This window comes from Aurantiacibacter gangjinensis (genome assembly GCF_001886695.1).
Lineage (GTDB): Bacteria > Pseudomonadota > Alphaproteobacteria > Sphingomonadales > Sphingomonadaceae > Alteraurantiacibacter > Alteraurantiacibacter gangjinensis.
Map to the genome: position 1 here is coordinate 1,450,227 of NZ_CP018097.1, position 25,619 is coordinate 1,475,845.

At 64.0% G+C, this 25,619-nt stretch carries 32 protein-coding genes; 9 read left to right on the forward strand and 23 right to left on the reverse strand.

Going from position 1 to position 25,619, the window contains the following annotated elements:
• The first annotated feature begins 7 nt into the window (after nucleotides 1-7).
• Both BMF35_RS07040 and BMF35_RS07045 read left to right on the forward strand, forming a co-directional pair.
• A complete protein-coding gene (locus tag BMF35_RS07040; protein WP_047007477.1) occupies nucleotides 8-787 on the forward strand; it encodes a 16S rRNA (uracil(1498)-N(3))-methyltransferase in 780 nt (259 codons plus the stop codon).
• A gap of 61 nt (nucleotides 788-848) precedes the next feature.
• Nucleotides 849-2,234, forward strand: a complete 1,386-nt coding sequence (locus tag BMF35_RS07045) for a glutamate--cysteine ligase (RefSeq protein ID WP_047007478.1) — start codon at nucleotides 849-851, stop codon at nucleotides 2,232-2,234.
• Between the two features lie 15 nt (nucleotides 2,235-2,249).
• Here BMF35_RS07045 and BMF35_RS07050 read toward each other — a convergent pair whose 3' ends face one another.
• A complete protein-coding gene (locus BMF35_RS07050; protein ID WP_047007479.1) occupies nucleotides 2,250-2,627 on the reverse strand; it encodes a VOC family protein in 378 nt (125 codons plus the stop codon).
• A gap of 145 nt (nucleotides 2,628-2,772) precedes the next feature.
• Between BMF35_RS07050 and soxR the strand changes: the two genes are divergently transcribed.
• Nucleotides 2,773-3,210 (forward strand): redox-sensitive transcriptional activator SoxR, encoded by a 438-nt coding sequence (soxR, locus tag BMF35_RS07055; RefSeq protein WP_047007480.1) that lies wholly within the window; start codon nucleotides 2,773-2,775, stop codon nucleotides 3,208-3,210.
• A gap of 9 nt (nucleotides 3,211-3,219) precedes the next feature.
• Here soxR and BMF35_RS07060 read toward each other — a convergent pair whose 3' ends face one another.
• The 8 genes from BMF35_RS07060 to BMF35_RS07095 form a co-directional block, all read right to left on the reverse strand.
• Nucleotides 3,220-3,648, reverse strand: a complete 429-nt coding sequence (locus BMF35_RS07060; protein ID WP_156172175.1) for a hypothetical protein — start codon at nucleotides 3,646-3,648, stop codon at nucleotides 3,220-3,222.
• Between the two features lie 68 nt (nucleotides 3,649-3,716).
• Nucleotides 3,717-3,923 (reverse strand): hypothetical protein, encoded by a 207-nt coding sequence (locus BMF35_RS07065; protein ID WP_047007720.1) that lies wholly within the window; start codon nucleotides 3,921-3,923, stop codon nucleotides 3,717-3,719.
• A 70-nt stretch (nucleotides 3,924-3,993) separates the two neighbouring features.
• Nucleotides 3,994-4,362 carry a MerC domain-containing protein gene (locus tag BMF35_RS07070; RefSeq protein WP_047007721.1) on the reverse strand — a complete coding sequence of 123 codons (369 nt, stop codon included), beginning with the start codon at nucleotides 4,360-4,362 and terminating at the stop codon, nucleotides 3,994-3,996.
• Between the two features lie 7 nt (nucleotides 4,363-4,369).
• Nucleotides 4,370-4,939, reverse strand: a complete 570-nt coding sequence (locus BMF35_RS07075; protein WP_047007482.1) for a DUF1826 domain-containing protein — start codon at nucleotides 4,937-4,939, stop codon at nucleotides 4,370-4,372.
• A gap of 132 nt (nucleotides 4,940-5,071) precedes the next feature.
• On the reverse strand, nucleotides 5,072-8,494 hold the full coding sequence (gene smc, locus BMF35_RS07080) for a chromosome segregation protein SMC (RefSeq protein WP_047007483.1): 3,423 nt from the start codon (nucleotides 8,492-8,494) through the stop codon (nucleotides 5,072-5,074).
• A gap of 17 nt (nucleotides 8,495-8,511) precedes the next feature.
• A complete protein-coding gene (locus BMF35_RS07085; RefSeq protein ID WP_156172176.1) occupies nucleotides 8,512-9,264 on the reverse strand; it encodes a thioredoxin domain-containing protein in 753 nt (250 codons plus the stop codon).
• Between the two features lie 119 nt (nucleotides 9,265-9,383).
• A complete protein-coding gene (locus BMF35_RS07090; RefSeq protein ID WP_052766116.1) occupies nucleotides 9,384-10,079 on the reverse strand; it encodes a DsbA family protein in 696 nt (231 codons plus the stop codon).
• Nucleotides 10,076-10,636: a DUF721 domain-containing protein gene (locus BMF35_RS07095; RefSeq protein WP_047007484.1), complete on the reverse strand. Its 561-nt coding sequence runs from the start codon at nucleotides 10,634-10,636 to the stop codon at nucleotides 10,076-10,078. The genes BMF35_RS07090 and BMF35_RS07095 overlap by 4 nt, the downstream gene beginning before the upstream one ends.
• A gap of 29 nt (nucleotides 10,637-10,665) precedes the next feature.
• On the opposite strand from BMF35_RS07095, the gene BMF35_RS07100 reads away from it, so the two are divergent.
• Nucleotides 10,666-11,709, forward strand: coding sequence for an A/G-specific adenine glycosylase (locus BMF35_RS07100; RefSeq protein ID WP_047007485.1), 1,044 nt, complete (start codon nucleotides 10,666-10,668; stop codon nucleotides 11,707-11,709).
• A gap of 149 nt (nucleotides 11,710-11,858) precedes the next feature.
• Here the strand turns inward: BMF35_RS07100 and BMF35_RS07105 are convergent, their stop codons facing one another.
• Complete coding sequence (locus tag BMF35_RS07105) at nucleotides 11,859-12,080, reverse strand: hypothetical protein (RefSeq protein WP_047007486.1); 222 nt, start codon at nucleotides 12,078-12,080, stop codon at nucleotides 11,859-11,861.
• Between the two features lie 108 nt (nucleotides 12,081-12,188).
• Between BMF35_RS07105 and BMF35_RS07110 the strand changes: the two genes are divergently transcribed.
• Genes BMF35_RS07110 through BMF35_RS07120 form a run of 3 tightly spaced genes read left to right on the forward strand, consistent with a single transcriptional unit; the run spans nucleotide 12,189 to nucleotide 15,096 of the window.
• Complete coding sequence (locus tag BMF35_RS07110) at nucleotides 12,189-13,532, forward strand: serine hydrolase domain-containing protein (RefSeq protein WP_047007487.1); 1,344 nt, start codon at nucleotides 12,189-12,191, stop codon at nucleotides 13,530-13,532.
• On the forward strand, nucleotides 13,532-14,407 hold the full coding sequence (nudC, locus tag BMF35_RS07115) for an NAD(+) diphosphatase (protein WP_047007488.1): 876 nt from the start codon (nucleotides 13,532-13,534) through the stop codon (nucleotides 14,405-14,407). Before BMF35_RS07110 ends, nudC begins: the two co-directional genes overlap by 1 nt.
• A complete protein-coding gene (locus BMF35_RS07120; protein WP_162199243.1) occupies nucleotides 14,404-15,096 on the forward strand; it encodes a DsbA family oxidoreductase in 693 nt (230 codons plus the stop codon). Before nudC ends, BMF35_RS07120 begins: the two co-directional genes overlap by 4 nt.
• On the opposite strand, the gene BMF35_RS07125 is transcribed toward BMF35_RS07120, so the two are convergent.
• The 9 genes from BMF35_RS07125 to mgtE form a co-directional block, all read right to left on the reverse strand.
• Nucleotides 15,093-15,338 (reverse strand): hypothetical protein, encoded by a 246-nt coding sequence (locus BMF35_RS07125; RefSeq protein WP_047007490.1) that lies wholly within the window; start codon nucleotides 15,336-15,338, stop codon nucleotides 15,093-15,095. The genes BMF35_RS07120 and BMF35_RS07125 overlap by 4 nt on opposite strands.
• Nucleotides 15,339-15,421: 83 nt before the next feature.
• The gene (locus BMF35_RS07130) at nucleotides 15,422-15,778 is read right to left on the reverse strand and encodes a hypothetical protein (protein WP_156172177.1); all 357 of its coding nucleotides are present in this window, start codon (nucleotides 15,776-15,778) and stop codon (nucleotides 15,422-15,424) included.
• 85 nt (nucleotides 15,779-15,863) lie between these two features.
• The gene (locus tag BMF35_RS07135) at nucleotides 15,864-16,253 is read right to left on the reverse strand and encodes a DUF1489 family protein (RefSeq protein WP_071961188.1); all 390 of its coding nucleotides are present in this window, start codon (nucleotides 16,251-16,253) and stop codon (nucleotides 15,864-15,866) included.
• 35 nt (nucleotides 16,254-16,288) lie between these two features.
• Nucleotides 16,289-17,017: a hypothetical protein gene (locus BMF35_RS07140; protein ID WP_047007944.1), complete on the reverse strand. Its 729-nt coding sequence runs from the start codon at nucleotides 17,015-17,017 to the stop codon at nucleotides 16,289-16,291.
• Between the two features lie 91 nt (nucleotides 17,018-17,108).
• The gene (locus tag BMF35_RS13865) at nucleotides 17,109-17,297 is read right to left on the reverse strand and encodes a hypothetical protein (protein WP_071961189.1); all 189 of its coding nucleotides are present in this window, start codon (nucleotides 17,295-17,297) and stop codon (nucleotides 17,109-17,111) included.
• A 90-nt stretch (nucleotides 17,298-17,387) separates the two neighbouring features.
• Entirely contained in the window at nucleotides 17,388-17,744 is a 357-nt protein-coding gene (locus BMF35_RS07150; protein ID WP_047005354.1) for a hypothetical protein, read from the reverse strand.
• Nucleotides 17,744-18,310 (reverse strand): hypothetical protein, encoded by a 567-nt coding sequence (locus BMF35_RS07155; RefSeq protein WP_156172013.1) that lies wholly within the window; start codon nucleotides 18,308-18,310, stop codon nucleotides 17,744-17,746. Before BMF35_RS07155 ends, BMF35_RS07150 begins: the two co-directional genes overlap by 1 nt.
• Nucleotides 18,307-18,615, reverse strand: a complete 309-nt coding sequence (locus tag BMF35_RS07160) for a PadR family transcriptional regulator (RefSeq protein WP_071961190.1) — start codon at nucleotides 18,613-18,615, stop codon at nucleotides 18,307-18,309. Before BMF35_RS07160 ends, BMF35_RS07155 begins: the two co-directional genes overlap by 4 nt.
• A 281-nt stretch (nucleotides 18,616-18,896) precedes the next feature.
• Nucleotides 18,897-20,339, reverse strand: a complete 1,443-nt coding sequence (gene mgtE, locus BMF35_RS07165) for a magnesium transporter (protein ID WP_047005355.1) — start codon at nucleotides 20,337-20,339, stop codon at nucleotides 18,897-18,899.
• Between the two features lie 128 nt (nucleotides 20,340-20,467).
• Between mgtE and BMF35_RS07170 the strand changes: the two genes are divergently transcribed.
• The gene (locus BMF35_RS07170) at nucleotides 20,468-20,932 is read left to right on the forward strand and encodes a peptidylprolyl isomerase (protein WP_047006411.1); all 465 of its coding nucleotides are present in this window, start codon (nucleotides 20,468-20,470) and stop codon (nucleotides 20,930-20,932) included.
• The gene (locus BMF35_RS07175; protein WP_047005356.1) at nucleotides 20,932-22,077 is read left to right on the forward strand and encodes an alpha/beta hydrolase family protein; all 1,146 of its coding nucleotides are present in this window, start codon (nucleotides 20,932-20,934) and stop codon (nucleotides 22,075-22,077) included. Before BMF35_RS07170 ends, BMF35_RS07175 begins: the two co-directional genes overlap by 1 nt.
• Here the strand turns inward: BMF35_RS07175 and BMF35_RS07180 are convergent.
• The 4 genes from BMF35_RS07180 to BMF35_RS07195 form a co-directional block, all read right to left on the reverse strand.
• Nucleotides 22,074-22,952 carry a LysR substrate-binding domain-containing protein gene (locus BMF35_RS07180; RefSeq protein ID WP_071961191.1) on the reverse strand — a complete coding sequence of 293 codons (879 nt, stop codon included), beginning with the start codon at nucleotides 22,950-22,952 and terminating at the stop codon, nucleotides 22,074-22,076. The two genes, BMF35_RS07175 and BMF35_RS07180, sit on opposite strands and share 4 nt — an antisense overlap.
• Nucleotides 22,953-23,051: 99 nt before the next feature.
• Complete coding sequence (locus BMF35_RS07185) at nucleotides 23,052-24,008, reverse strand: hemolysin family protein (RefSeq protein WP_047005357.1); 957 nt, start codon at nucleotides 24,006-24,008, stop codon at nucleotides 23,052-23,054.
• A gap of 20 nt (nucleotides 24,009-24,028) precedes the next feature.
• Complete coding sequence (gene ybeY / locus BMF35_RS07190; protein WP_047005358.1) at nucleotides 24,029-24,520, reverse strand: rRNA maturation RNase YbeY; 492 nt, start codon at nucleotides 24,518-24,520, stop codon at nucleotides 24,029-24,031.
• A gap of 14 nt (nucleotides 24,521-24,534) precedes the next feature.
• The gene (locus tag BMF35_RS07195; RefSeq protein ID WP_047005359.1) at nucleotides 24,535-25,575 is read right to left on the reverse strand and encodes a PhoH family protein; all 1,041 of its coding nucleotides are present in this window, start codon (nucleotides 25,573-25,575) and stop codon (nucleotides 24,535-24,537) included.
• Between the last annotated feature and the right edge of the window lie 44 nt (nucleotides 25,576-25,619).

The following is a 25,619-nucleotide window of genomic DNA, read 5'->3' on the forward strand; positions in this document are numbered from 1 at the left end:
CCTAGCCATGCCCGCAACGCCCGCATGGCCACCCAAATCCGCCCCGCGCCTGTTCATTGACAGCGAACTCGGGGCTGGGCGCACCTTCGCGATGGAAGGCAATCAGGCGAATTACCTCGCCCGCGTGATGCGCGTGCAAGAGGGCGACGCGGTCATCCTGTGCGACGATATCACGGGCGAGTGGCTCAGCCGGGTGACTCAAGCCGGCAAGCGGCGCGTCGACCTTGCTGTCGAGGAACGCCTCCGCCCGCGCGATGATGTGCCCGATATCTGGCTGTGCGCCGCGCTGCTCAAGAAAGACCGGTTCGACCTGCTTCTCGAGAAGGCGACGGAGCTGGGCGCGGCGCGCATCCAGCCCGTCATCATGCGACGCTGCGTCGCCGACAAGCTCAACCCCGACCGCGCCCGCGCCATCGTGACCGAGGCCGCCGAGCAATGCGCGCGCACTGCACTGCCCGAACTGGAAGCGCCGCAAAAGCTCGACGCCCTGCTGCGCGAATGGCCGGAGGACCGCCTGCTCTTCTTCGCCGACGAGGATGGCGGGGAGCCTGCCGCCGATGCCTTCGTTTTTGCCCGCCAGCCGCAGCGCGCGGAAGGCGGGCAGAAGGCCGCGATCCTCATCGGACCCGAAGGCGGGTTCGACGACGCCGAACGCGCTGCCATCCGTGCCCACCCGCAGGCCCGCCCGGTATCGCTCGGTCCGCGCATATTGCGCGCCGAAACGGCGGCTATTGCCGCACTCTCCCTATGGATGGGCGTGGCAGGCGATTGGCACAAGCACGGCTAGCGGCGGGGTAAAGGCAAAAGGGCATGGTCAATCCCATGCAATCGGCTAGAGACTTGCGCCCATGAGCACGCGCAAGACGTCTGAAGCCGAAGAGCCACGGATCGAAAGCCGCGACCAGTTGGTCGCCCCGATGCAAGCGGGCGAGAAGCCCAAGGAGCGTTGGCGCATCGGTACAGAGCACGAAAAGCTCGTTTTCAAGACCGACGATTTTCGCGCGCCGAGCTATGGCGAGGATGGCGGTATCCGCGACATCCTCACCTCGATGGAGCGTTTCGGCTGGCAGCCTGTGATAGAAGACGGGCCGGACGGCACGCCCGATATCATCGCCATGGCGGGCGAGGATGGCACGATCAGCCTCGAGCCTGCGGGCCAGCTGGAACTATCGGGCGCGCCGGTGGAAACGATACACCAGACATGCGCCGAAACGGGCCGCCACCTTCACCAGTGCAAGGTCGTCGGAGAGAATTGCGGTGTCGGCTTTCTCGGTCTTGGCATGTGGCCCGACAAGGCGCGTGCCGACCTGCCCATCATGCCCAAGCAGCGCTATGAGATCATGATGCGCCACATGCCCACGGTCGGCACGCTGGGCCTCGACATGATGCTGCGCACCTGCACCATTCAGGTCAATCTCGACTATTCGAGCGAGGCGGACATGGCGAAGAAGTTTCGCACCGGCCTCGCCCTGCAACCGCTGGCCACGGCGCTGTTCGCCAACTCGCCTTTCACCGAGGGCAAGCCCAACGGTTATCTTTCGTATCGCAGCCACATTTGGTCCGACACCGATCCGCATCGCACGGGCATGCTGCCTTTCGTGTTCGAGGGCGATTTCGGCTATGAACGCTATGTCGATTACATGCTCGATGTGCCGATGTATTTCGTCTTCCGCGACGGCAAATATATCGACGCCGCAGGGCAGAGCTTCCGCGATTTCCTGAAAGGCGAGCTACCCGCACTGCCGGGAGAACTGCCGACGGAAAGCGACTGGTGGGACCACCTTTCCACCGCCTTCCCCGAAGTGCGCCTGAAAAGCTTCCTCGAAATGCGCGGAGCCGATGGCGGTCCGTGGAACCGCATCTGCGCATTGCCCGCGCTGTGGGTCGGCCTGCTCTACGACCAGGATGCGCTGGATTCGGCGTGGGATCTGGTCAGGGACTGGTCGATGGAAGAGCGCGAGGCTCTGCGCAATGCGGTGCCGAAGTTGGCACTCGACGCCCCGATCCGGGGCGGCCGCACGTTGCGTGACCTGGCGCGCGAAGTGCTCGACATCGCCCATGCCGGGCTGGCGTCACGCGCGCAGCTCAATTCCATGGGCGACAATGAAACCGGCTTCCTGCGGCCGCTCAAGGCCATCGTCGAGAGCGGTAAAGTGCCTGCGCAAGTGCTGCTCGATCGCTATCACGGCGATTGGGAAGGCGACATCTCGCGGGTTTATGAGCAAGCGTTCTAAAGCCGACTGTCAGCATTACGCGTAGCTGACGACCTCGAACTCGATCCCGTCCCAGTCGAAGAAGTAGAAACTACTCGGTCCCGGATCGTATGTGCCGTGGGTGTTGGGCTCCAGTCCGGATGCAATGACAGCGTGTTCGGCGGCGTCGAGATCGTCCACCTGCACCCCGATATGGTTGAGTGGCTTGCCCTTGCGCTGGCCCGAATGATCCCCGCCATCGGCCCATAGCGCAACGTAGTTATCCTCGCTGCCGACATGCGCGAACTCGCCGCGTACGGCATGCGGCGCGCGGATGCGCACATGCCATCCGAAGGCGCTTTCCAGCAGGGCGATGGACCGGTCCATGTCGCTGACGGTGATATTGATATGCTCGATACGGGCTTGTGACGGCATGGTAGAAATCCTTTCCAAATAGCTGTTTCTCAGCGCTTATCCGGCAACCGAAAAGCGCCCTTGCGAATCGCGATTTGATAATTCTGCAATCTCAAGCTAAGTTGAGGTCAAGCCTTTGTTGAAAAGATCGTCCGGGGAGCGAGGGGTGCAGGCGCAATTCATTTCCATCGGCCATCTGGCCAAACGCACCGGGGTCGCCGTATCGGCGCTGCGCTTTTACGAGGAGAAGGGCCTGCTGGCACCCTTACGCAGCGGGGGCAACCAGCGCCGCTTCCTGCGCAGCGACATTCGCCGCGTCAGTTTCATTCTGATCGCGCAAAAGCTGGGGCTGGGGCTCGCCGAAATCGAGGAGCAGCTTTCCAAACTACCCGATGGTCGCAACCCGACCGTTACCGACTGGCAGAAGATCAGCCGCGCCATGCGCAGCCAGATCGACGCGAAGATAAACCTCCTCACCCGCACCCGCGGGCAGCTCGACCAATGCATCGGCTGCGGTTGCCTGAGCCTGCAGAAATGCCAGCTTTACAACAAGGATGACAAGCTGGGCCTGAAGGGGCCGGGGCCGCGCGCTGTGCTGGATTAAATCTTCAACTTACTCCACCGGAGTCGCGCGCTCGATCAGGCCGAATTCGAACATGCGCTCTAACGTGACCGGATTGATGAAATGCAAGGCCGGTGCGCCATCGTGGAATGCAACCACGCCATATTGCCCGCGTGTTGCGGCCGGCTCGGGCGCGTGTATCGTAAAGCCCATACAGAGTGGAGGATCGAAGCCCAGGCTGGCGGGTGCAACAATAATATCGCCTGCGGCCAGATCGCCGCGATAAACGTGGATGACGCGGAAGCGCGCAGACCCGTCTCCGCGCGCCCCGCGCTCGACCACACCGTAGACGATATCCGTCGTCCGTCCGACAGCTTCTCCCAGCCGCTCTTCTTCCGTCGTGCCCAGGGGTGGAGGAAGGCATGCTTGCGCAGGTACCGAAACGAGAGAAAGGGCGAGGGCTGAAACGGATAGGCGCATAGGCCGGACTCCCACAGGTTGCGACAGCGCGATTGCGCCGATTCCGCATATACGCGTTTTACTGCTGCCTAGCCATCATGGCAATCCGGGCAGCAGGTTTGGCAGCCTTCCACCTGGTCGAATTCGTCCTTGGCGTAGTCCATAGCGGTCTCGCATTTGGCGTAGTCGCCCAGCGCCTTGCGGTTGTCCTCGTTCGGCAGGAACTGGCACTCCTCGCTGTGGACCACATGGTCGCCGCGATCATTCGCTTCCGATTTCACGTAATAGTTGGTCATCTGGCTCTCCTTCTTCCCGCGCCAGAACAATGGCGAAGGCGGAGGAAGGGTTCCGCCCACTTGCGGACCTTCAGGAGAGCGCGCCTGCTCGAACGCGCCAGATGTGGGCAAGGATCAGCAAGAGGCTTCCCGCCAACGTCGGTAGCTGTTCGGATATGCCGATCGTCTCTGCCGCCAGTCCGAGGAGAAGCAAAATGCTCCCGCCTATTGCGGGCACAAGAAAGCGCAGGCGGCGGGCAGTGCGGTGCAGTGCGATGACGGCGCCGCATGCCGCGATAGCGATTACCGCCAGAGCGATGTGCACTGCTTCGCTTTGCAAGGCGAGCGGGAGAAAACCGGCCGCCAGCGCCGAGACCGGCAGCAACGCACAATGCACCGCGCATAGAAGGCTGGCGCCGATTGCCACCCAGTCCGCTTTCGCCCGTGCGCGCCGTCTCATCACCGGCCTAAACATCGATATCGACGGGATTTATCACGAGCAGCAGACGGCGCTCCCCAGTGCCGGCGATCGGCGGAGAGCGGTGAATGGCCGGCGCGCCATCGCCCAGCTTACCCTTGAATACACCTACATCGCCGGCAGAAAGCTGATCCACACGCGCCGGTTCCAACCCGCCTGCGACGCGCGCGGCCTCATCACGCTCTAACCATTGCGTGCCTTGACCGGCATAGGTCGTGATAAGCCGAGCACTGACATAGTCAGCATGAAACCGGCGGCATGCATTGGTGACGACGATCTCCAGCCGCGTTTCCAAGGCGTCCACTTGCATGATCTCGGCAAAAGTCGCTGCCAGATCGGCAACGTCGTCCACGAGCCAATCTGTGCCAGCAGGCCATTCGGAATCCCCGACGGCACGCGATAGGTACCTGCGGTAATCGAATAACGGAGCATTGAACCGGATGTTCTCCAGCGCCTCCAGCGGGAGCTCTCGTGCCTTTGCCAGCGGCGTGCGTTGCCAAACTGCCAAGCTGCATTCGGGCGAACGGATGGCCGAAAGGATGCTGCGATCGGCAGACATACACGCAACGGAAGTGAGAAGATCGGACACTACAAACCCTGAACAATGCTATGTTGTAACATCACACTAGCATTGGGCGTGGGTGCGCTCAACCTGATTTCGCGGTCGTTCCGTAATTCTGCCGCTGCAGGCTTATTCGGCTGCCAGCGCCTCGGCTTCGCCGAGGTCCACGCTGACGAGGCGCGAGATGCCGCGTTCGACCATTGTCACACCGAACAGGCGGTGCATGCGGCTCATGGTTACGGCGTTGTGGGTGACGATGAGGTAGCGCGTGGTCGTTTCGCGGTTCATCGAATCGAGCAGGTCGCAGAAGCGCTCGATATTAGCATCATCGAGCGGGGCATCGACTTCGTCGAGCACGCAGATCGGGGCGGGGTTGGTGAGGAACAAGGCGAAAATCAGTGCGGTGGCAGTCAGCGCCTGTTCGCCGCCCGATAGCAGGCTTAGCGATTGCAGACGCTTGCCCGGCGGTTGTGCGTAGATTTCGAGGCCTGCCTCCAGCACGTCGTCGCTATCGACCAGCGCCAAATGAGCTTGTCCGCCTTCGAACAGGCGGCTGAATAGCTGGCGGAAATGGCCGTCCACTTCCTCGAAGGCCGCGCGCAGGCGCTCACGTCCTTCGCGGTTGAGATTGCCGATGGAGCCGCGCAGGCGCGAGACGGCTTCGGCCAGTTCGGCTTGCTCTGCGGCACTGGTGCCGTGCTCGGCCTCGATCCGCTCAAGCTCCTCGGCGGCGACGAGATTGACCGGGCCGATCCGCTCGCGGCTGGCGGTAAGGCGGTCCATCTCCTCCTGCTCGGTAGGCGCGGCCTGCACAGCGTCTTCGGCGAAGTCGAACTTGTCCGGCAGCAGAGGCGGGGGTGACTGGAAGCGTTCGCCCGACAGCCGCGCCATTTCCTCGCGGCGCTGTTCCTCGTTCTCGGCACGGGTGGCCAGCGTGGCGCGGGCCTCGCGCGCGGCGGAGAGCGCTTCGTTGACGTCGCCAAGGCGGTTTTCGGCAGAGCGGGCTTGCTGCTCCGCTTCGCGCATCGCCTCTTCGGCTTTCGCCAGTTCCTCGCCCAGACGCGCGCGTACCGCTTCGCCGCCTTCGATCTCCTTCATCAGGCCTTCGGGCTTGGCGGCGATGACGGCGCGTTCCTGCGCGATTTCCTCGAAGCGCGTTTCCATGCCAGCAAGGCGCTGTGCGGCATCGCCCGCGCGCGCTTCCCAGCCCTTGGCGTCGGCGCGCTGTGTGGCGACGCGCTCGCGCGCGACGGCCAGTGCCTGGTCATGCGCGGCGAGCGCGGCGGTAGCGGCTTGTGCGCTTTCGCGGGCGGCTTCGTTCTTTGCGCGTGCGGCGTCGAGCGACGCGCGGCCCGCTTCGGGATCGGGCAGGTCCGCCTTGCGCGCTTCGGCGGCGGCGAGTTCCTGCTCGGCTTGGTTCTTCTGCGCAGCGATAGCTTCATCGCTTTCCGCCAGCTCTTCGCGCCGGGCGGCGAGGCGTTCGCGACGGGCCTCGGCCTGATCGAGCGAACGCAGCGCCTGACGCTCGGCTTCGATGGCTTCGGACAGCGCACGATCCTGCGCGACGAGGCCTTGCTGTAGATCGGAAAGTTCGGACTGCGCGCTTTCCTGCGCAGAGGTGGCGGCTTCTACGGCTTCGCGCAGCGCGGGCAACTCGCTTTCCAGCGCGGCGTAGCGATTGTCCGCTTCCAGTCGCGCCGCTTCCGCAGCCCCTTCACCGCGCGCGACGAATCCGTCCCAGCGGCGCAATGCGCCATCTTTCGTCACCAGCCATTCGCCCGGGCCAAGATCGCGGTCATCATCGGCATCGGCAACATGGACCAGCGCGAGGCGGGCGGCGAGTTCCTGCGGGCAATCGCGCAGATGGTCGGCAAGGCTGTCAGCCACTTTGGCGGGTGCCTTGGAGCCGGTCCAATAGCGGCCATCCTTGCCGCTTTCGGGCGAGCCCAATGGCGATTTCGCATCGCGCCCCAGCACGGCGGCGAGCGCGCGTTCATAGCCCGGTTCTGCCGCCACGCGGTCCAGCGCGGCAGGCAGGCCATGGCCGCCCTTCTTCTGGCGTTCGCGCGCTTCGCGGTCGCGCTTCAGCGCCTGCCACTCGCGTTCGACACCGGCCAGTTCAGCGCGCGCGGTGGAGAGCGTCGATGCGGCTTCGTCGCGCTTGCCGACAAGCTCGTCCTTGCGGGCGCGGGCGCTTTCCAATTCCTCGCGCAGGGTCCCCACCTGCGCTTGCGCCGCTTCTAGCGCTGATTGCGCCGCGGCCATGTCCTCTTCGGGATCGCTTTCGCCGAGCAGCGCCGCGCGCTGGTCTTCCAGCCGTTTCGCATCGGCCTCCAGCCGTTCGAGCCGCGAGCGGGCCTGCGATATCTCGGCCTCGGCCACGCGCCATTCGGCTTCGACACCGGCATGGTCCGCCGTCGCCTTGGCCAGCGCCAGTTCGGCCTTGCGGCCCGCGCTTTCAGCCTTTTCCACTGAATTGGCGAGATCGGGCCGCTTGGCCTCATCCGCCACCAGCGCCTTTGCGCCTGCATCCAGCGCCTTTTCCAGATCCTGCAAGGCCTTGGCGGCATCGCGCGTCATGCGGTCGGCATCGACGCGGTCTTCCTCAAGACGAGACTTCTGCCGGTCGAGATCGCGCAGCCGCTGTTCCGCGGCCTCCAGCTGGCTGGCAAGTGCTGCCATGCGGTGACCATGCGCGCTGGCATCGTCGCGGCGATCGGCGAGTTCATCGCGCAATTCGGCCAGCGTTTCGGCCAGCTTGTGCTGCGCGGCCTGCGCTTCCTTGGCGGCGGCTTGCGCCTCGGCCACCTTGTCGTCCGCGCCCTTTGCCTGTTCGCGCGCCGCCTCGGCAGCGGCCGCAGCATCGCGCCAGCGGGCGAAAACGGTGCGCGCTTCGGCCACGCGGATCTTGTCGGAAAGCGCCTTGTATCGCTCGGCCTGTTTGGCCTGCCGACGCAGCGAGGCGATCTGCGAATCGAGACCCGCCATCAGGTCTTCCAGCCGTTCGAGGTTCTTCTCGGTGGAGCGCAGCTTGCTCTCGGCATCGCGGCGGCGCACGTGAAGCCCCGCGATTCCGGCAGCTTCTTCAAGCATCATGCGCCGCTCTGTCGGCTTGGCGGCGATGACCTGTGCGATTTTGCCTTGGCTCACGAGAGCAGGCGAGTGCGCGCCGGTCGCCGCATCGGCGAGGATCAGCGAGACATCCTTGGCGCGTACATCGTCGCCATTCAGGCGATAGGCGCTGCCCGCGCCGCGCTCGATCCGGCGGGTGACGTCCAGCGGCTCGCCATCGCTATCCACCGCATGAAGCTGCACTTCGGCAAAATCGCGCGGCGGGCGGTTGGCGGTGCCGGCGAAGATCACGTCTTCCATCCCGCCGCCGCGCATGGATTTGGGGCTGTTCTCGCCCATCACCCAGCGAATGGCTTCCAGCAGGTTGGACTTGCCGCAGCCATTGGGGCCGACGACACCCGTGAGGCCGGGCTCGATGCGCAGTTCGGCAGGCTCTACGAAGCTCTTGAAGCCGCTGAGGCGTAGCTTGCGAAACTCCATACGCCCGGCCGCTTGCCTTACATCGCCGGCCGCGCGCCGGCGGTCTGCAAGACGGGTTCGAGATCGGCCCAGCGAATGCCGTCCACCCGCGCGCCATTGACGAAGAAGGTGGGCGTGCCGGTCACCTGGAGCTCCTCGCTCTGCTCGTCCGAACGATCGCCGATGGCGCGCACGCTCTCGACATCGGAAAGGCAGGCGCGGGCCTGGTCACGGCTGATTCCGCGGGCGGAAAAGAAATCGAGCATGCCGGTTTCCTGCGCCGCGGCGACGTAGATCTGGTCTTCGGGCACATTATTGGCGACGATGGCCTGCTGCGCAGCCCCAAACTGGGATGAGAATTGCGGTAGGTTGGACCAGACCTGGTCGGCCAGCGGGTGGAAGCTTTCGGGCGCGGAGCAACGCACCAGCGCGGCCAGCGTCAGGTCGAAGGCATTCTGCACCTGGTTGCGCAACTCGAAGGACACCACGCCTGTGGAGACATACTGCTCTTTCAGCTGGCTGGCGCCGTTGGCGGAGAATTGCGCGCAGGCCGGACATGTGAGCGACGCATACTCGACCACTTTCACCGGCGCGTCGGGATTGCCCAGCAGGTAGCCATCGTAATCGGTCACCTCGACCGTTTCGAGCCAGTTTGTGCCTTCGGGCGCTTCGATGGCGTCGATCGGGCCGCGCTCTTCCAGCTCGGTCTCGGCCTCGCCCGAACAGGCCGCAAGGCCCAGCGCCAGTGGCGCGGCGAGCGTGGCGAAAGCGAATTGGCGGGAAATGGTCATGCGTAAACGTCCTGTCATGATCGGTCCCATCGGAAGCGAGCTTCGAATTAGACCTGCGTGAAATGGCTTTGAAAAGCGCCTTTACGGATGAAAGCGCGCTTTTGCACAGGGTTTTCCCCTTATTCCTGCGGCGCGGAGGCTCCGGTGCGGATCGCTTGCAGCACGGCGCGCAGGCCTTCCCAGCTGTGCACGCCTTCCAGCAGCTCTCCATTCACCACGAAGCTGGGCGTGCCCTGGATCGGATATTCGTCCAGATTGGCAGATGATAATGCGCTGATCGCTTCGGCTTTCGGCTGGTCGGACAGGCAGCGATCCATCTCGGTGCGCGAATAGCCGCGCCCTTCCATGATGTCGTAAAAGCCCAGATCGCTGGCGATGGCCCGCATGCGTGCAGGCACGGTGCCCGCATTCCAGCGCTGGATCTGGGCGTGCGTGAGGCCCTGTGCGGTCGTCAGCCAATCCTGCTGGCTCGCCATGATGGCCTTGTGATTGTCGAAGAAGCGATCCGTGTCGCCACATTCGGTCAGCAGCGCGGCGGCAAGATCCACCGGATTGCGGATCATGTGGCGCACTTCCAGCGCGGCAAAGCCTTCATGCACGAAGAAATAGCGCAGCTCGGCTTCCGATTGCCGCTCGAACTGGGCGCAATGCGGACAGGTATAGCTGCTGTAGCTGACGATCTGCAGCGGCGCTTCGGCATCACCGACACGGATGCCCTGGCCGGTATCAGCAAACTCGGCATTCCAGTTCTGCGCCATGGCAGGCGCGGTGGGCAGCAGGAAAAGGGCGGCAAGCCCCAAAACCCAGCGCATCATTCCGTATCGTCCTTCTCGGCATTGGCGACGCTCTGTGCCAGCGATTCCAGCACGGCGCGCAATTCGGGATCCCCTATATCGCGCAGACTGTCGCCCAATTCCATAGGTATGGGCTTGAGCGAGGGCGGCGCGGCGCGTTTGCCACTGCCATCGTGCGTCTTAACCGCGCCTTGCCGCATCTTCACCTTGGCGACCGCGCGATAGCCGAAAAAGCGGTTCACGCGCTCTATGATTTCGGGGATCACATGCTGGATCAGCGGCGCATGGGCGGGCAGCACGACCAGTTGCATGATGCCGTCGCTCTTTTCGCCGGGTGGGAAACGGATGCTTTCGGGCGAGCACACCTTGGCGTGATGCTCTCCCACGATCTCCGGCCAGCGGGTGACGACGCTGGATTGCACGAAGCCGAAGCGGCGAAAGGCCGCACGCCCGATCTGCGGCACCAGTTCCGCCACGGGCTTGGCCGGACCGCCGCGCGGGCGGGTGTAAGGCCTGGCACCTTTGGCAGGATTTTTCTTGCGGGTCTTCCCCGGTTTGGGTGTGTCGTCGCGTTCCATGGGAGAGGCTCTCATGCCATAGGCGCGGCGTGACTGCCACCGTCTCTTCCAAGCTTCTCGACTGGTATGATGGCCATGCGCGCAGCCTGCCCTGGCGCGCGAGGCCGGGAGAGGCTGCGCCCGATCCCTACCGCGTCTGGCTGTCCGAAGTGATGTTGCAGCAGACGACCACCGCAGCGGTCGCGCCCTATTTTGCCAAGTTCACCGAGACGTGGCCCACGGTAGAGGCGCTGGCCGCTGCTGCCGACGAGGACGTGATGGCTGCATGGGCAGGGCTGGGCTATTATTCGCGCGCTCGCAATCTGGTGAAGGCGGCGCGCGCGGTGGCCGAGATGGGCGGCTTTCCTGAGACCGAAGCCGAATTGCGCAAGCTGCCGGGGCTGGGCGAATATATCGCCGCAGCGGTCGCCGCGATCGCCTTCGGCCAACGCGCCGTGGTGGTGGATGCCAATGTGGAGCGGGTGGTCGCGCGGCTGTTTGCCATTCGCGATCCATTGCCGGGTGCGCGCAAGGCCATCCGCGCGGCGGCGGATGGCATCACGCCGGATGAGCGTGCGGGCGATTTCGCGCAGGCGATGATGGACCTGGGCGCAACCATCTGCACCGCGCGCGATGCGAAATGCCTGCTCTGCCCGCTGATGGACGAGTGCAAGGGCCGCGCCGAGGGCGACCCCGTGGCGCTCCCCGTCAAGGCGAAGAAAAAGGCGAAACCCAGCCGCACCGGCACGGCGTTCTGGATACAACGCGGTGAAGGCGACACGCGCGAGGTTTGGCTGGTGAAACGGCCCGGCAAGGGGATGCTGGGCGGCATGCGCGCTCTGCCCGACGATGGCTGGTCCTCGCGCGGAGATGGCAGTGAGGACGCGCCGGTGCCGGGCGCGTGGAAAGCGGCGGGGGTCGTGCGGCACGGCTTCACGCATTTCGACCTCGAAATGGGCGTGGTCATCCATGCCGGCGAAAACGCCAAGCCTGTGGGCGAGGGCGAATGGTGGCCGGTCGACAGGATCGAGGATGCCGGCCTGCCGACGCTCTTCGCGAAGGCAGCAAGGCTGGTGGTGGCGGATCGCGAATAACCGCCCTCCTTTTCAAGGGGAGTCGAAGACGGCGCGTAGCGCCAGCGGATTGGGGGTGGTTGATGGTGCGACAGCACCACCCCGCTGCAACTAGGCAGCAAGCTGCTAAGTTTCGCTGCCCCTCCTCTGAAGAAGAGGGGCGCTGCCTATCAAAGCAGCCCGCCGCCCAGCATCAGGCGAACAACCGCGATCAGCAGCACGATGAGGCAGAAATTGCGCCCGCTATTGCTTCGCGAAAGCTGCCCGATCACGACACCCGCCACTACGAATGGCAGGGCAATCCAGTTAGCCCAACCCAGAAACGGGATTTGCGCCGGAATGACGATGATGAGCGAAAGCAGTCCGATAAGGATCGAGATGATGTTCAGCATGCGTTATAGATAGGTAACACAGCCAGGCCTTGCAAGCTTGCCGCGTTGCAGATCGCAACGTAAGCCTTGCGCCGCAATCATCATCTGCCGCGAAGGACGCCGCCACCCATGTTCCAGGACTTTTCCAAGCCCTTCGACCCCGCTCTCAGCCGCCGCGACCTGATCCGCAGGGCAGCGCTGCTTGGCGGCGGCGCGGCGGCGACGGCGCTGCCCTTCGGCAATCTCGCTTTCGCGCAAAGCGGGTTTGCTGCCAGCTGGCCGCAGACGGCGGCCTGGGTGAACGAGTATGTCGATGACGGCCATGTCGCCAATATGGTCGCCACTCTCGGCTGGCGGCAGGATGCGCCTCAGTTCCACGCGCGCGGCACCCACACTTTCGAGGGCCGCGACCGCGTGACGCCCGACAGTATCTATCGCATCTATTCGATGACCAAGCCCGTCACCGGCATTGCCACGATGATGCTGGTGGAAGACGGCCTCATCACGCTGGAAACGCCGCTGGCCGACATCCTGCCCGCCTTCGCGAACATGCAGGTGCAAAAGCAGTATGACGGCGCGATCACGGCGGATAATCTGGAGCCTGCAGAACGCGCGATCACGATCCGCCACCTGCTCACGCATACGGCGGGGCTCGGCTACAATATCGTGCAGTCCGGCCCGATCCAGCAGGCCTACGTCAGCGAAGGTCTGATCCCCGGACAGGTGAGCAAGCTGCCCGCCGCGCGCGCATTCTTCAGCGGCGAAGTGGTGCCCACCATGGCCGAATTCGCCGACCGGCTGGCAGAGCTGCCGCTTGTCAGCCAGCCGGGCAGGCGCTGGCTCTATTCGGTCAGCTGCGACCTGCTTGGCTACGTGATCGAGGTGGTGAGCGGGCAACCTTTCACGCAGTTCCTGCAGCAGCGCATTTTCGAACCGTGCGGCATGACAGATACCGGCTGGCGCGTGCCGCGCAGCGATCTTGACCGGCTGACGGCGAACTATTTCCGCATGGGCGGCATCCCGCTGCCGCTCGATCCGCCAACCATGTCGATCTATGCGGATGAGCCTGCCTGGACCTTTGGCGGGGCGGGCCTCGTCTCTACCCCGCGCGATTACGACCGCTTCCTGCAAATGCTGGCGGGCCACGGGCTGATCGAGGGCACGCGGGTAATGGAGGAGGCCACTGTGCGCACAGCCACAAGCAACCTCTTCCCCGATACGCTTGTCAGTGGCGGCGGCTTCCGCACGGGCACGGAAGAATATGGTTTCGGCGCTGCAGGCATGGTCGGCTCCGGCCCGATCGAGGGTGTGTTCGGCTGGGCAGGCGCGGCCGGTACGGTCGGCCTCGTGCAGATGAATCTCGGCCTGCGCATGAATTTGATGACGCAATACATGCCTGCCGAAAGCATGCCGGTGCAGACAGATTTCCCACGCATCGTCCTGCGCGATGCCATGGCTGCTGCCACCACCTGATGACCCTTGCCTTCACCGCGGACGGGCTCGATCGCGCGGACAACATACGCGCCGATCCGCAGCAGCTGGCAGCGCTGCGCGCCAGTCCGGATGCGCTGCTCGTTGGGCTGGATGGCCTGGCTCCGGTGATGGATGGCGAGCGGCTGGCGATGCGGCCGCTTTCCGACCTTCCCGAAGATGCGGAGCTGGTCTTTCTCGGCCTGCGCCAGTGCCGTCCGCTGTTCGCGCATGTCACGGGCGCGGGCGACAATCGCCCTGCCTTCGCGCAAAAGGTCGATATCGCCGCCCTGTCACGGATGGAGCGGCAAGACCTCGCCATTTATGGCACCGCGCGGGCTTTGGTGGACTGGCATGGCCGCCACCGCTTCTGCGCCAATTGCGGCGCGCCGACGCAGATCGCCAAGGGCGGCTGGCAGCGCGATTGCCCGGCTTGCGAGGCGCAGCATTTCCCCCGCACCGATCCCGTCGCCATCATGCTGGTTGAGCATGACGGCGCGCTGCTGCTGGCGCGCGGCAAAGGCTGGCCGGACCGTATCTATTCCGCGCTGGCCGGCTTTATCGAACCGGGCGAAACCGTCGAGCAGGCCGTCGCGCGCGAAGTGCTGGAGGAGACCGGCATTGCCGTGCGCGATGCCTCCTACCTTGCAAGCCAGCCCTGGCCGTTCCCCTCGCAACTGATGATCGGCTGCCACAGCCTTGCCGATAGCCGCAATTGTCGGCTGGACGAAACGGAGCTGGCGGATGCCCGCTGGTTCACCCGCGAGGACATCGCCGGCGAGTGGGCAAAAGGCCGCGATGCCGACCTGTTTCTCGCCGCCAATCCCGCAGCGATCGCGCACCACCTCGTCAAATGGTGGATGGAGAAACCCGCATGAACAAGCCCTTCCCCATCGTCGTCGACATCTGGTCGGACGTCATGTGCCCGTGGTGTGCGGTTGGCTATCGCCGCTTTATGGAAGGCGCGAAGCTGGCCGGCGATGCGGTCGACGTCACCGTGCGCTGGATGCCGTTCGAGCTCAATCCCGACATGCCCGCAGAAGGTGTGGAGCGCGTGCCCTATCTGGCACGCAAATACGATCGCACGCGCGAACAGGTCGAGGACATGCAGGCGCAGATGAATGCCGCGGGCGAGGAGGTCGGGTTCCCGATGGAATGGCAAGGCGAAGGCGAAGCGCCGCCCGCCATGATGTGGAACACCTTCAACGCGCATGTGCTGCTGCGCTGGGCGCTCGCCACCCATGGCCCGGCCGAGCAGACCGCGCTGAAGGAAGCCATGCTGTCCGCGCATTTCCAGCGGCGCCGCAAGATAAGCGACCGCGATGTGCTGCTAGAACTGGTGGAGAATTGCGGACTGGACCGCGAGGCCGCCTCCGCTGCGCTCGACAATGAGAACATGCAGCTCGCGGTGCGGGCGGACGAACAAAGAGGCCGGGAAGGCGGTATCACCGCCGTCCCGACCTTCGTCGTCAATCACAAATATGGATTGCAGGGCGCGCAGGAGCCGGAGAATTTCGCGGCGGCCCTGCGCAAGATTGCCGAAATGGAAGAGGCGCCTGCCTCTTAGCTCTCGGCCTCAGCCTGGATCGCGGCGCGGGTTTTCGGACCCTTCATCGCATCCTGTTCCGGATTGTCGCTGCCGACCACCGGTTCGCGATTTTCGGGATCCTTGGCGCGCTTGCCATCGCTGCGGGTGCCGACGCGGGTCGACACATTGCCGCCCGAGCGGCTGCCTTGCGATGGCGACATGTCCGACGTGATATCGTCGATCAGCTCGTTATCGGGATGGCGGGACTGGCGTTCTGGCATTGGTGTTCTCCTTTGCCAATCAACGGCGCAGCCCGCCTTGCAGTTCCGATAAAGAGCGGCCGGATAGCGCTCCGGTCGAGCAGCTATTGCGCGCCGAGAGCGTTCATCACGCGCTGCTGGACTTCGGCCTGCAGCGCCTCGTCCTCGCCGATGGCTTGCGACACCGCCATGAAGCGCGCCATGCCCATGTCGGATTCGCTGATCAGCGCGAGGAAGGCAGCCTGCTGTTCGGTCTCGCTCAGCGTTTCGTCGTTCTGCACCCCGCGACCGCGCAGCACGAGGGCGACGAATTCGGTCATTTCCGCTTCGGTGACATCGGTAGCGCTGGCGACTTCGCCATGGCCCGCGTGGTCGCCATGACCGGCGTGGGAATCCTGCGCCATGGCGGCAGCGGGGAAAGCGAGCGCCGCAGCGGCGGCGAGAGTGGTGGCAAGTTTCATGAAAAAATCCTTTCGGTCGGCGCGGAATGTCGCGCCATCGCGAGCCGCATTCGCACAGCCTATGTGCACAATGGCTGAACCCGTTTCAGATCAGGCCGAGCCGTTGCAACTTTCCGGCCAGTCTGCCCGGGATGAGATCGCCGACATCCTCGCCATCCTCCAGATCGCGCGGCGGTTCGCCCTTCAGGTAACGCCAACCCTGATGCGCGCGCTTGGGGCGCGGCAGCACCTTGACGAGGCGCGGCTCAAGCTCGATCCGCCAACGGCCATTGTCGGTTTCCGAAAAGCCGGTGATGGGGCTGCGCGCGACGAGGTTATGCTCGTGTATCCAGAACAGCGACCCACCGATGCACTCCTGCCACCGCGTGGGGCGATAGCGCGTGGTGAGAAACGGCCCGCTGCGCTGCGCATACCAGCTCTCGATATCGGCAAAGCTCTTGGCGCCGAAAGCGATCTTGGTGAGGTGGAGCGGCATGGTGGCCTATGACATGGGAAGCAGGGCGCTCTGGCTCAAGGCTCTGACGCCGCGCCCTCTTCAGCCGGAAAGCTTATCATCCCGTCCACCGCGGCCATCCGCGACGCTGCAATGGCTTGCCAGCGATCATGCGCACTGCCGCCAGGCAGCAGCTCGCCGCGCGTCACCCCCTCTGACGAGAGATCGTCGCGCAGGATGATGAGCAGTTCGGAACGGGCATCTGCATCGGGAATATGGACGGAACGCAGCCAGACATAATCCTCCGGCGCCTCGAAGCCTGCATCCGCTGCCAGCACGGCAGCGCGATAACTGTCGGTGCCCGGCTCTCCCTTGGCGAAAATGGGCGGCAATTGCCCTGGCTCCGCATCGGTAAAGAAGTCCACACCGTCGATCTCGGTCCGATATTCGGCAGCCGAGTAATCGTAGGCCCAGTCCACACCGTCCACCACGCTTTCAAACTGGATCAGCAGCATGGAACGGTCGCGACCGTCAGGCCAGCGGCGCGCGAACACATGCTGCTCGACATTGGCGGTGCCATACAGCACGAATTTCTGCCCGCCGAGATAGTCCAGCGAGGGGTCTATCCGCATCGCCAGCGAGGGACGGGCCGGAGATGACAGGACGCCATCGGCATATGACCATTCGAGACCATCGCTCTGGGATGGGGTGGTATGCCTGTTGGGCGATGTCCAATAGATGGTGAAGGCAGCGACGGCCAGCAGGGCAAGCAGGACGCCGAATACGATCAGGAACTTGCGTTTCATTTGCCTAAAACCCCGTTTTGCGTTGTGCCTGTGATACATGGAAGGCGAAGCCGGCGCATCGCCAGCGATATCTATCGGCTGCAACACCCTATCATATTTCGGAATAGGAGCCGTGCTGCGCTCCGGAAAAGTTTAGCCGGCAAGACGGCGTTCTGTGCGCTCCCTCCCATGCGGGGCGATAGCGCGTGGTGAGAAACGGCCCGCTGCGCCGCGCATACCAGCTCTCGATATCGGCAAAGCTCTTGGCGCCGAAAGCGATCTTGGTCAGGTGCAGCGACATTGGGGGACGAGATAGGAAGCAGGCGGGGCGGGGCAAGGGTGGGGCTCGTGAAGAGCGGCTGCTAGTGCTCCTAATGGGAGCTATCGGAAATTACGACGGATTCGAAATCCCTTTGGAACGCGCCGCGATCAATGAGCATGTCGCCAAACCAGCAAACAGCATTACGCCAAAGATAATCTGCGGCCCCGGCAGAACCAGCCAGGCCGCCGCGAAGTAGCAACCCATGGCGATGTTTATCGCCGTCAAAATCCGTTGGCCACCCAAGCCCCACGATCGAAATCCGACGAAGTTGGCAGTGCCTGCTACGACGATGGCCAGTCCTGTGCCGACAAACCAAAGCGCCTCAATCGTCCACTCGGCATAAGCCAAGGGCGTGAGCGCGAGGTGTAGGCCCCCAAGCAGTCCAACGATCACGGCTAACGCCAAAGCCAAGGTTTGCAAGCGCATCAATTGAACTCCGTCCGTGCGAGAGCGAAACGGGCCGCGGCTCCTGCGATCGCCACTGCGATGAGAAGAACTCCGAGATTTTCCGCGATCAGCGCGAGATAGAGCTTCGACGTCGCCGTCGATGCAAGGCCGAGATAGATAAAAGCCGCCGCTGCCATCATAGCGGCAATCAAGGGGGTGGCGAGACCGATTGTGGCGCGATTACCGAACCTGGCCGTAGCAATCGCTCCGACAAGAAACAGCGATGCTGTACAGTATCCGTAAGTTTCCAGCAGCGCGGCATCAGACACAGACATGCGCCCGGCGAAACGGATGTTCATGGCAGCCCAAAGCATCGCTCCGCCAATCAAGACGTTCCGTGCGGCGGCTTGCAGGACAAGCGGCGAAGCCAAGCGCACTTTGCAGGCAGCAAGCAGACAGCCGACGGCGAAATGCAGACGCTGCGTATCTGGCACATGATCGATTTCGGCGTTCATCGCCTCGATCCAATGTCTCCGCTCTGGCGGCGCGATCCGGAAAGCAAGAGCAAGCAAGCGTCGCGCCCCGGATTTCTTTATCCCAGTCATTGTGCATATCCTTTCCCGAGCTTGGCAAGGGGAACTATGTCGGTCGGAATGGAACGGGCGAGCGCCAGGCCTCGCGGTGTAAGCCGATAGGCATGACGAGGCGGCCGGCCCTTATGTGGCGACGGCACCCATCGCGCTTCGAGATGATCCTGATCACACAGGCGGATCAGCATGGGATAGAGAGTGCCCGAGGCGATTCCGGTCCGTTCCATCAATTCGTATCCGTGCCACCAATCCTGCGGCCGTTCGAGCAACGCCAGCAAAGCGACTCGCGTTTGTTTTGAGATATTGGAGCGTCTTGGCATGCACGCAATCTACATATGTAGAGTTTGTACTGCAAGTGCTCTTTCGAGTGGCTCGTTTCAGATCGACGATCGCTACTCTTTTAACCCGATCGGGCGAAGCAACCGATGCCCTTCGCATCTTGCGAGGCTCGTGGTCTGTCCTACAGATGCCACGGCGTGTTCCTTGCCGGATCATGTCTACCTGTCTCGCCACCCCAGCAATTCCGAGCCAAACACCGCGTCTGCGCCCACCCAGCTTTTCTCCGCCAGGACAGTGCTCCAAGTGCTCCAGGTTAGCGGTGCTACAGGCTCACCAGCCCGCTCGCTACGGCGAGGCCGAGGAAGGCGAAGAAGCCCATCGAGTCGGTGATCATGGTCACGAACACGCTGCTGGCCACCGCCGGGTCCTGGTTCATCCGGTCGAAGGCGACGGGCACCAGCACGCCTGCCATGCCCGAGATGATGATGTTGATGACCATGGCCGCCGCGATCACCGCGCCCAGTTCGGGGGTGAACAGCACCGCGGTGGCCGCGCCGATCAGCACGGCGATGGTCGCGCCGTTCATCAGCGCCACCTTCAGCTCGCGCAGAACCAGGCGCTTGGTGTTGGACCGGGTCAGCTGGTTCATGGCGATGGCGCGCACGGTCACCGCCATGGTCTGCGTGCCGGCATTGCCGCCGATGCTGGCAACGATCGGCATCAGCACGGCGAGGGCCACCAGCTTCTCGATAGCGGCGCCGAAATAGGCGATGATGGCGCTGGCGACCACGGCGGTGCCGAGATTGGCGATCAGCCAGCGCACGCGGCTGGAATAGGCATCGCGCAGCGGCTCGTTGATATCGCCTTCGCCCGCACCGCTCAGCAGCAGCGCATCCTCACCGGCTTCCTCGGCGATGATGTGGGTGATGTCGTCCACCGTCAGCTGGCCGACCAACCGCCCGCTATCGTCCACCACGGCGGCGGAGATGAGGGCGTATTTCTGGAAGCGGAGCGCCACCTCCTCCTGGTCCATGTCGGTGGGGATCAGGGTCTGGTCGCGCTTCATCACATCGGTCAGCGCCACGTCGCGCGGGCAGCGCAGCACCCAGCTCAGCTGGCAGGTGCCGACCGGGTGGAAGCGGTGATCGACGACGAACACCTCCCAGAATTCGGTGGTGAGGTCATCGGCAGCGCGCAGGTAATCGATGAGGTCGCCCACCGTCATGCTCTCGGGCACGGCGACCAGTTCACGCTGCATCAGGCGTCCGGCGCTCTCTTCCGGATAGGTAAGGGCGCTTTCGATGGCGGCGCGGTCTTCCGGCTCCACCTCGGCCAGGATGGCGCGCTGATCGCCTTCGTCGAGATCCTCGATCAGCTGGACGGCATCGTCCGTCTCCAGCTGTTCCACGATCTCGGCCACGGCGGCGGCGGGCAGTGCCTCGACCATGTCCTCGCGCACATAGTCGTTCAGCTCGGCCACCACCTCGCTGCTCATCAGGTCGGTGATGGCATTGGCGAGGTAGGCGCGGTCCTCCCGGTCGAACAGCTCGAACAGGTCGGCAATGTCGGCCGGGTGCAGCGGCTCTACGAGGTCGTAGGTGCTGTCCTCGTTGTCGTCGCGCAGGCTTTCGCGCACCGCGCGGACGAATTCGGGCCGCAGCCGGTTCTCCTCGTCGAACTGCACGCCTTCGCCCTGCACGCGCTCCTCCACGCGTTCTTCGCCGTCATGCGCTGTGTCGCGGTCCTGAAGGTCGGTGTCGGCCATGGCGCGGTGTCTATTGCGATGCACCGCAAAAGCAAGCGCGCTCGGCCATGGGCGGGTGACATTGCCGCCACGGTCCCTATGTGTGGCCTCGAACAAATCTGGCAAACAACGCAATGGAGACCGATAGAATGGCCGATGAAAAGCTGACCTTCACCCTCGATACAGGCGATGGCGAGGGCAAGGACGTCGTCATCAAGCTGCGCAGCGACCTGGCCCCCAAGCATGTGGAGCGCATCACCGAGCTGGCGAAGGAAGGCTTCTACGATGGCGTGGTCTTCCACCGCGTGATCCCCGGCTTCATGGCCCAGGGCGGCGATCCCACCGGTACCGGCATGAGCGGCAGCGACAAGCCGAACCTGGCGCAGGAATTCAGCAATGAAGCGCATGTGCGCGGCACTTGCTCCATGGCGCGCACGCAGGATCCGAACAGCGCCAATTCGCAGTTCTTCATCTGCTTCGACGATGCCCGCTTCCTCGACAACCAGTACACCGTCTGGGGCCAGGTCGAGAGCGGCATGGAACATGTCGACGCGCTGCCCAAGGGTGAGCCGCCTGCGAGCCCGGGCAAGATCGTAAAAGCCACAGTCGGCTGATGCGAAGCGGTCGGGCCGCTCTGCTGACGGGGCTGGCCGCCATGCTTGGCGGCTGCGCCATCACCGGCAGCGTGCCCGACCTGCCGCGCAGCGATGTGCAGTGGGGCTGGTCCTCCGAAGAGCGCGAGCTGGCGCAGCATAGCTGGCTCTACGCCCAGCTTGCCAGCAACGCCTATGCCGACCCGCCGGAGGAGTACCTGCTGCCCGGCACTATCGTCGCGCGTGAAACCTATGGCAATGACGGTATCGGCTATGCCTATGCCATTTTCGACCGGTTCGAGGATGACCGGCTGGCCGAAACCATCATCGCCTATCGCGGCACGGAGGCCCAGCGGCTGGACCTGCTGTGGGACGATGCCGTCAATGGCAACATCCTCGCCCGCCACGATATGCGCGGGCTGGAGACCGCGCGCGCCGTGGCAGCGCAGGTCGATGGGCGCGGGGCAGGCCGGCAGGTCATCACCGTCACCGGCCACTCTCTGGGCGGCGGCATCGCGCATTACGTGTCGCTGAGCCCAGTGGCCGAAAATGGCGGCAGCGTAACCCGCTCGGTCGTCTTCAATAACGCGCCGCGCCGATCCGCTTATGACCGCGCAGGCAACCGCACAGCGATTATCGAGCGCGGCGACTTCCTGCGCTTCGGGCGCTATTTCGGGCGTGAGCCTGTCGAGATCTACCGCCCGATCGACTGCCGATCTGCGGAGGACCATTCGGTTCATCACCTGGCCGACTGCCTCACTTGGATCGCCGCTTTCGATGAGCCGGATGCGCTCGCCTCGCTCCAGCAGAACCCCGACATCCGCCGGCCCCCGGCGCAGAACGATCCGGCCGACCCGCGAGAGGGTGAAGCGGTGTCTCGCGCCCTGCCAATCAACCTCTACATCGCCGACATCGCCATGCGCCGCGCGGTCAACGATGCGGTACGCCAGTCGCGGCTGCTGCGCGCCGATTACGACCGGCAGGCGGGCCTGCACCTGTTTGTTTGGAAAGAGGCGGACCGGGTAGATGTCGTCCTGCAACGCAATGGCGTGTCGGTATTGCGCGAAGGGCTCGACTGCGCCGGTGTGCCGCTGCAAGAATGCGCGCGTGCTGTGGTCGATGTGGTCGAAGATGCGTTGCCTGCGCATCTGCGCGAAGCGATCTAGAGGCCCGCTTTCACCAGCCAATCGTGGAAGATGCGCACCGGCCGAGCTTCCAGGTCCGCCGGGCGGCATACGAACCAGTAGGAATAGGGGCTTTCCACGGCAACGTCGTAGAGCTTCGTCAGGCGCGGATCGTTGTTCCGCGCCAAATGGTCGTCATGCATCATGGCGATGCCCATGCCTTGCGCCGCGGCCTCGAGGATCAACTGTCCGGAATCGTAATGGTCGATGGCGGCAGGCTGCATCCGTTCAAGCCCCATCGCGCCTTTCCACGCATCGAAGCTGGCAACCATATCGGTGTGCAGCAGGAAGGTTTGCTTCGACAGCGCCTTCGCATCTGGCTTGTCGCCCAGCTCCTCCACCAGCTTGGTGCTGGCGATAGCGTGTACCGTATTATGATCGAGCTGCACCGAATAGAGCGAGGGATCGGGCGTTTGCGTCAGCGTGATTGCAGCATCGAGCGTATCGCCCACGCGGTCGATCAGATGCGGGCCGGTATCGATATCGAGATGCAGGCGCGGATGGGTGGCGCGCAGTTCGCCCAGCCGCGGGAACAGGCGCTGCGTGCCGAATAACGGCATCACGCCAAGGCGCAGGCGCTGCACCTGCAGGTTCTCGCTTTCCGATTCGACCGCGGCCGCCAGCGATTCCAGATGCGGGGCGACAGCATCGTAGAAGTGTCGCCCTTCGTCGGTCAGCCGCATGGACTGGCCCGAGCGGGAGAAGAGCTTGCGGCCGGTGAAGTTTTCCAGATTGCTGATCCGCCGCGACAGGGCCGAGGGGCTGAGCCCCAGCTCATTGGCCGCCGCGCGCGCCGACCCTAATCGCACCACGCGGATAAAGGCTTCGAGAGCCCGTAGCGGAGGGAGGCGGCGCATAGCCCTTTTGTCGAGACTATCGCTCCGACTGTCGAGAGCAAAACGGCAAGGCCCGCCATTTTTCTGCTGCAACGCAGCAAAGAAAGGCTTTTGCTTCGCCTACTCGCCTTCCGGAGCGTCCACCTTTGCGGGACGGTGCAGGCGTAACCGCGTGACATGGGTCTCGTCGCCCGCCGTCACTTCGATCGTCCAGCCGCTGGGATGTGTCAGCACCGTCCCGGGCTGCGGAACCTCTTCGGCAAGCACAAACGCAAGACCGCCAAGCGTATCGACCGCTTCCTCGACCTCGGCCAAGTCGGGTGCGCCGACGATATCGGCGACATCTTCCAGCTCGGCACGCGCATCGGCATCCCAAACGCCGTCATCGATGGGCACGATCAGCTGTTGCGGCGCCTCGTCATGCTCGTCCTCGATGTCGCCGACGATTTCCTCTACCAGATCCTCGATGGTGATGATGCCATCCGTGCCGGAAAACTCGTCCACCACGATGGCGAGGTGAGTCCGGCGCGCGCGCATGTCGGCCAGCACATCCAGCGCGCCGCGCGCCTGCGGCACGTAGAGCGGCTGGCGCATCAGCACGGTCCAGTCGGCAGGCGGCGTCTTGCCGCCGGCGACATAGGCGAACACATCCTTGATATGCATCATGCCGATGACGTCATCCAGCTGGTCGCGATAGACGGGCATGCGCGAATGGCCGTTATCGGCGAACAGGGCGACCATGTCGTCCCACGGCATTTCGGCAGAAATGCCGATGATTTCGCTGCGCGGGATTGCCACGTCGTCGGCATCCTTCTCGCTGAAATGCAAGAGGTTGCGCAACATGGTGAGCTCGGTGGATGACAGGTCGTTGCCGGTCGCATCGCTTGCATCGCCGTTCGACGATACATCCTCGTGCTCGTCGATCGCCTCTTCCAGCTGCGCGCGCAGCGAGGTGTCGGGCGTTTCCTCGAACAGGCCGCGGATCTTCGTCCAAAGTCCGCTGCCGCCGTTGTCCGAGGTGCTTCTACTCTCCGATTCTCCGGTGAGGGGATCGCCAGGTCTGTCTGTGTCGGGCATCGCCCTGCTCAATGCTCCAATCAGCTTATCGTGCCGGTATATGGGTTGCCGATACCCAAATGTGCAAGCGCCTTCACTTCCAGCGCCTCCATTTTGTCGGCTTCCTCGTCCGAAATCTCGTGGTTGTGACCCGCCAGGTGCAGCAGGCCGTGGATGATGAGATGTGCGGTATGGTCTGCAACGGCGATCCCTTTCGCCTTCGCTTCCTGCGCGCATGTTTCATAGGCCAGGGCAATATCGCCAAGCATTTCCGGCGGCCCGTCATCGGGATCGAGATGCACCACATCTTCACGGGCGAGCATCGGAAAACTCAGCACATTGGTGGGCTTGTCGCGCTGGCGCCATTCGCGGTTGAGCTCATGCACCCGCGCGTCCGAGGTGAGAAGAATACTGGTTACGAAGCGCGGATTGGCAAGCTCGGGCGCGACCTCGCCAGCGGCGGCTGCGGCATGCTCGGCCAGCGCCTCCCAATCGCCTTCCGGCCAGTCCTCGATGTCGATTTCAAGCTGCATGGGGCGGCGAGGTATCAAGCATCCTCGCCTTCATACGCCTCCACGATCCGGCCCACGATGGGGTGACGTACGACGTCCGCCCTGGTGAAGCGGGTGACGCCGATGCCTTCCACGCCTTCCAATCGGTCGACCGCATCGGCCAGCCCGCTCATGCGGTCGCCGCCCGGGATGTCGACCTGCTTCGGGTCGCCGCAAACGACCATGCGGCTGTTCTGGCCGAAGCGGGTGAGAAACATCTTCATCTGTTCGCGCGTGGTGTTCTGCGCCTCGTCGAGGATCACGAAGGCATCTGCCAGAGTGCGCCCGCGCATGAAGGCAATCGGCGCGATCTCGATCTCGCCGCTGGCGATGCGGCGGTCCACCTGCTCCGGCGGCATGCAATCGTACAGCGCATCGTAGAGCGGGCGTAGGTAAGGATCGACCTTTTCCTTCATGTCGCCGGGCAGGAAGCCCAGCTTCTCGCCTGCCTCGACGGCGGGTCGCGAGAGGATCAGGCGCTGCACGCTGCCGGTAATCAGCTGGCTGATCGCCTGCGCGACAGCGAGATAAGTCTTGCCGGTGCCCGCCGGACCGAGCGCAAAGATCACATCGCGGCTGGCCAGCTGGCGCATGTAATCGCCCTGTGTAGCGCTGCGCGGGGTGATTGTTTTCTTGCGCGTGCGGATCATGATCGGCGGCACTTTGGCATCGCCGGTGATGATCCCGTCCAGCGTCGGCTCGTTGGACATGGCAATCAGCGCCTCGATGGCGCCTGCATCCATCTCCTCGCCCGTCAGCAGCTTTTCATGCAATTTGAGGAGCACATCGCGCGCGCGGGCCACGTCGTCCTGCGGGCCTTCGATGGCGACGGTATCGCCGCGCGCCGCGATATAAACGCCCAGCCGGTTTTCGATCTGTACGAGATTGGCGTCGAATTCGCCGAACAGCGCACCGAGGGCAGCCTGATCGTCGAAAGTGACCTCTACCCGGGCGCGGCGCGAGGCATCGCGGCGTTCTTCGGGATGGGCGATCGTGGCGGCGTGGTTGCCGTCATCGCGATGGGGTTTACGAGCCATGCGGGTTGTGGCGAGTCCTTTCCTCTAACACCCTGGAAGATAGG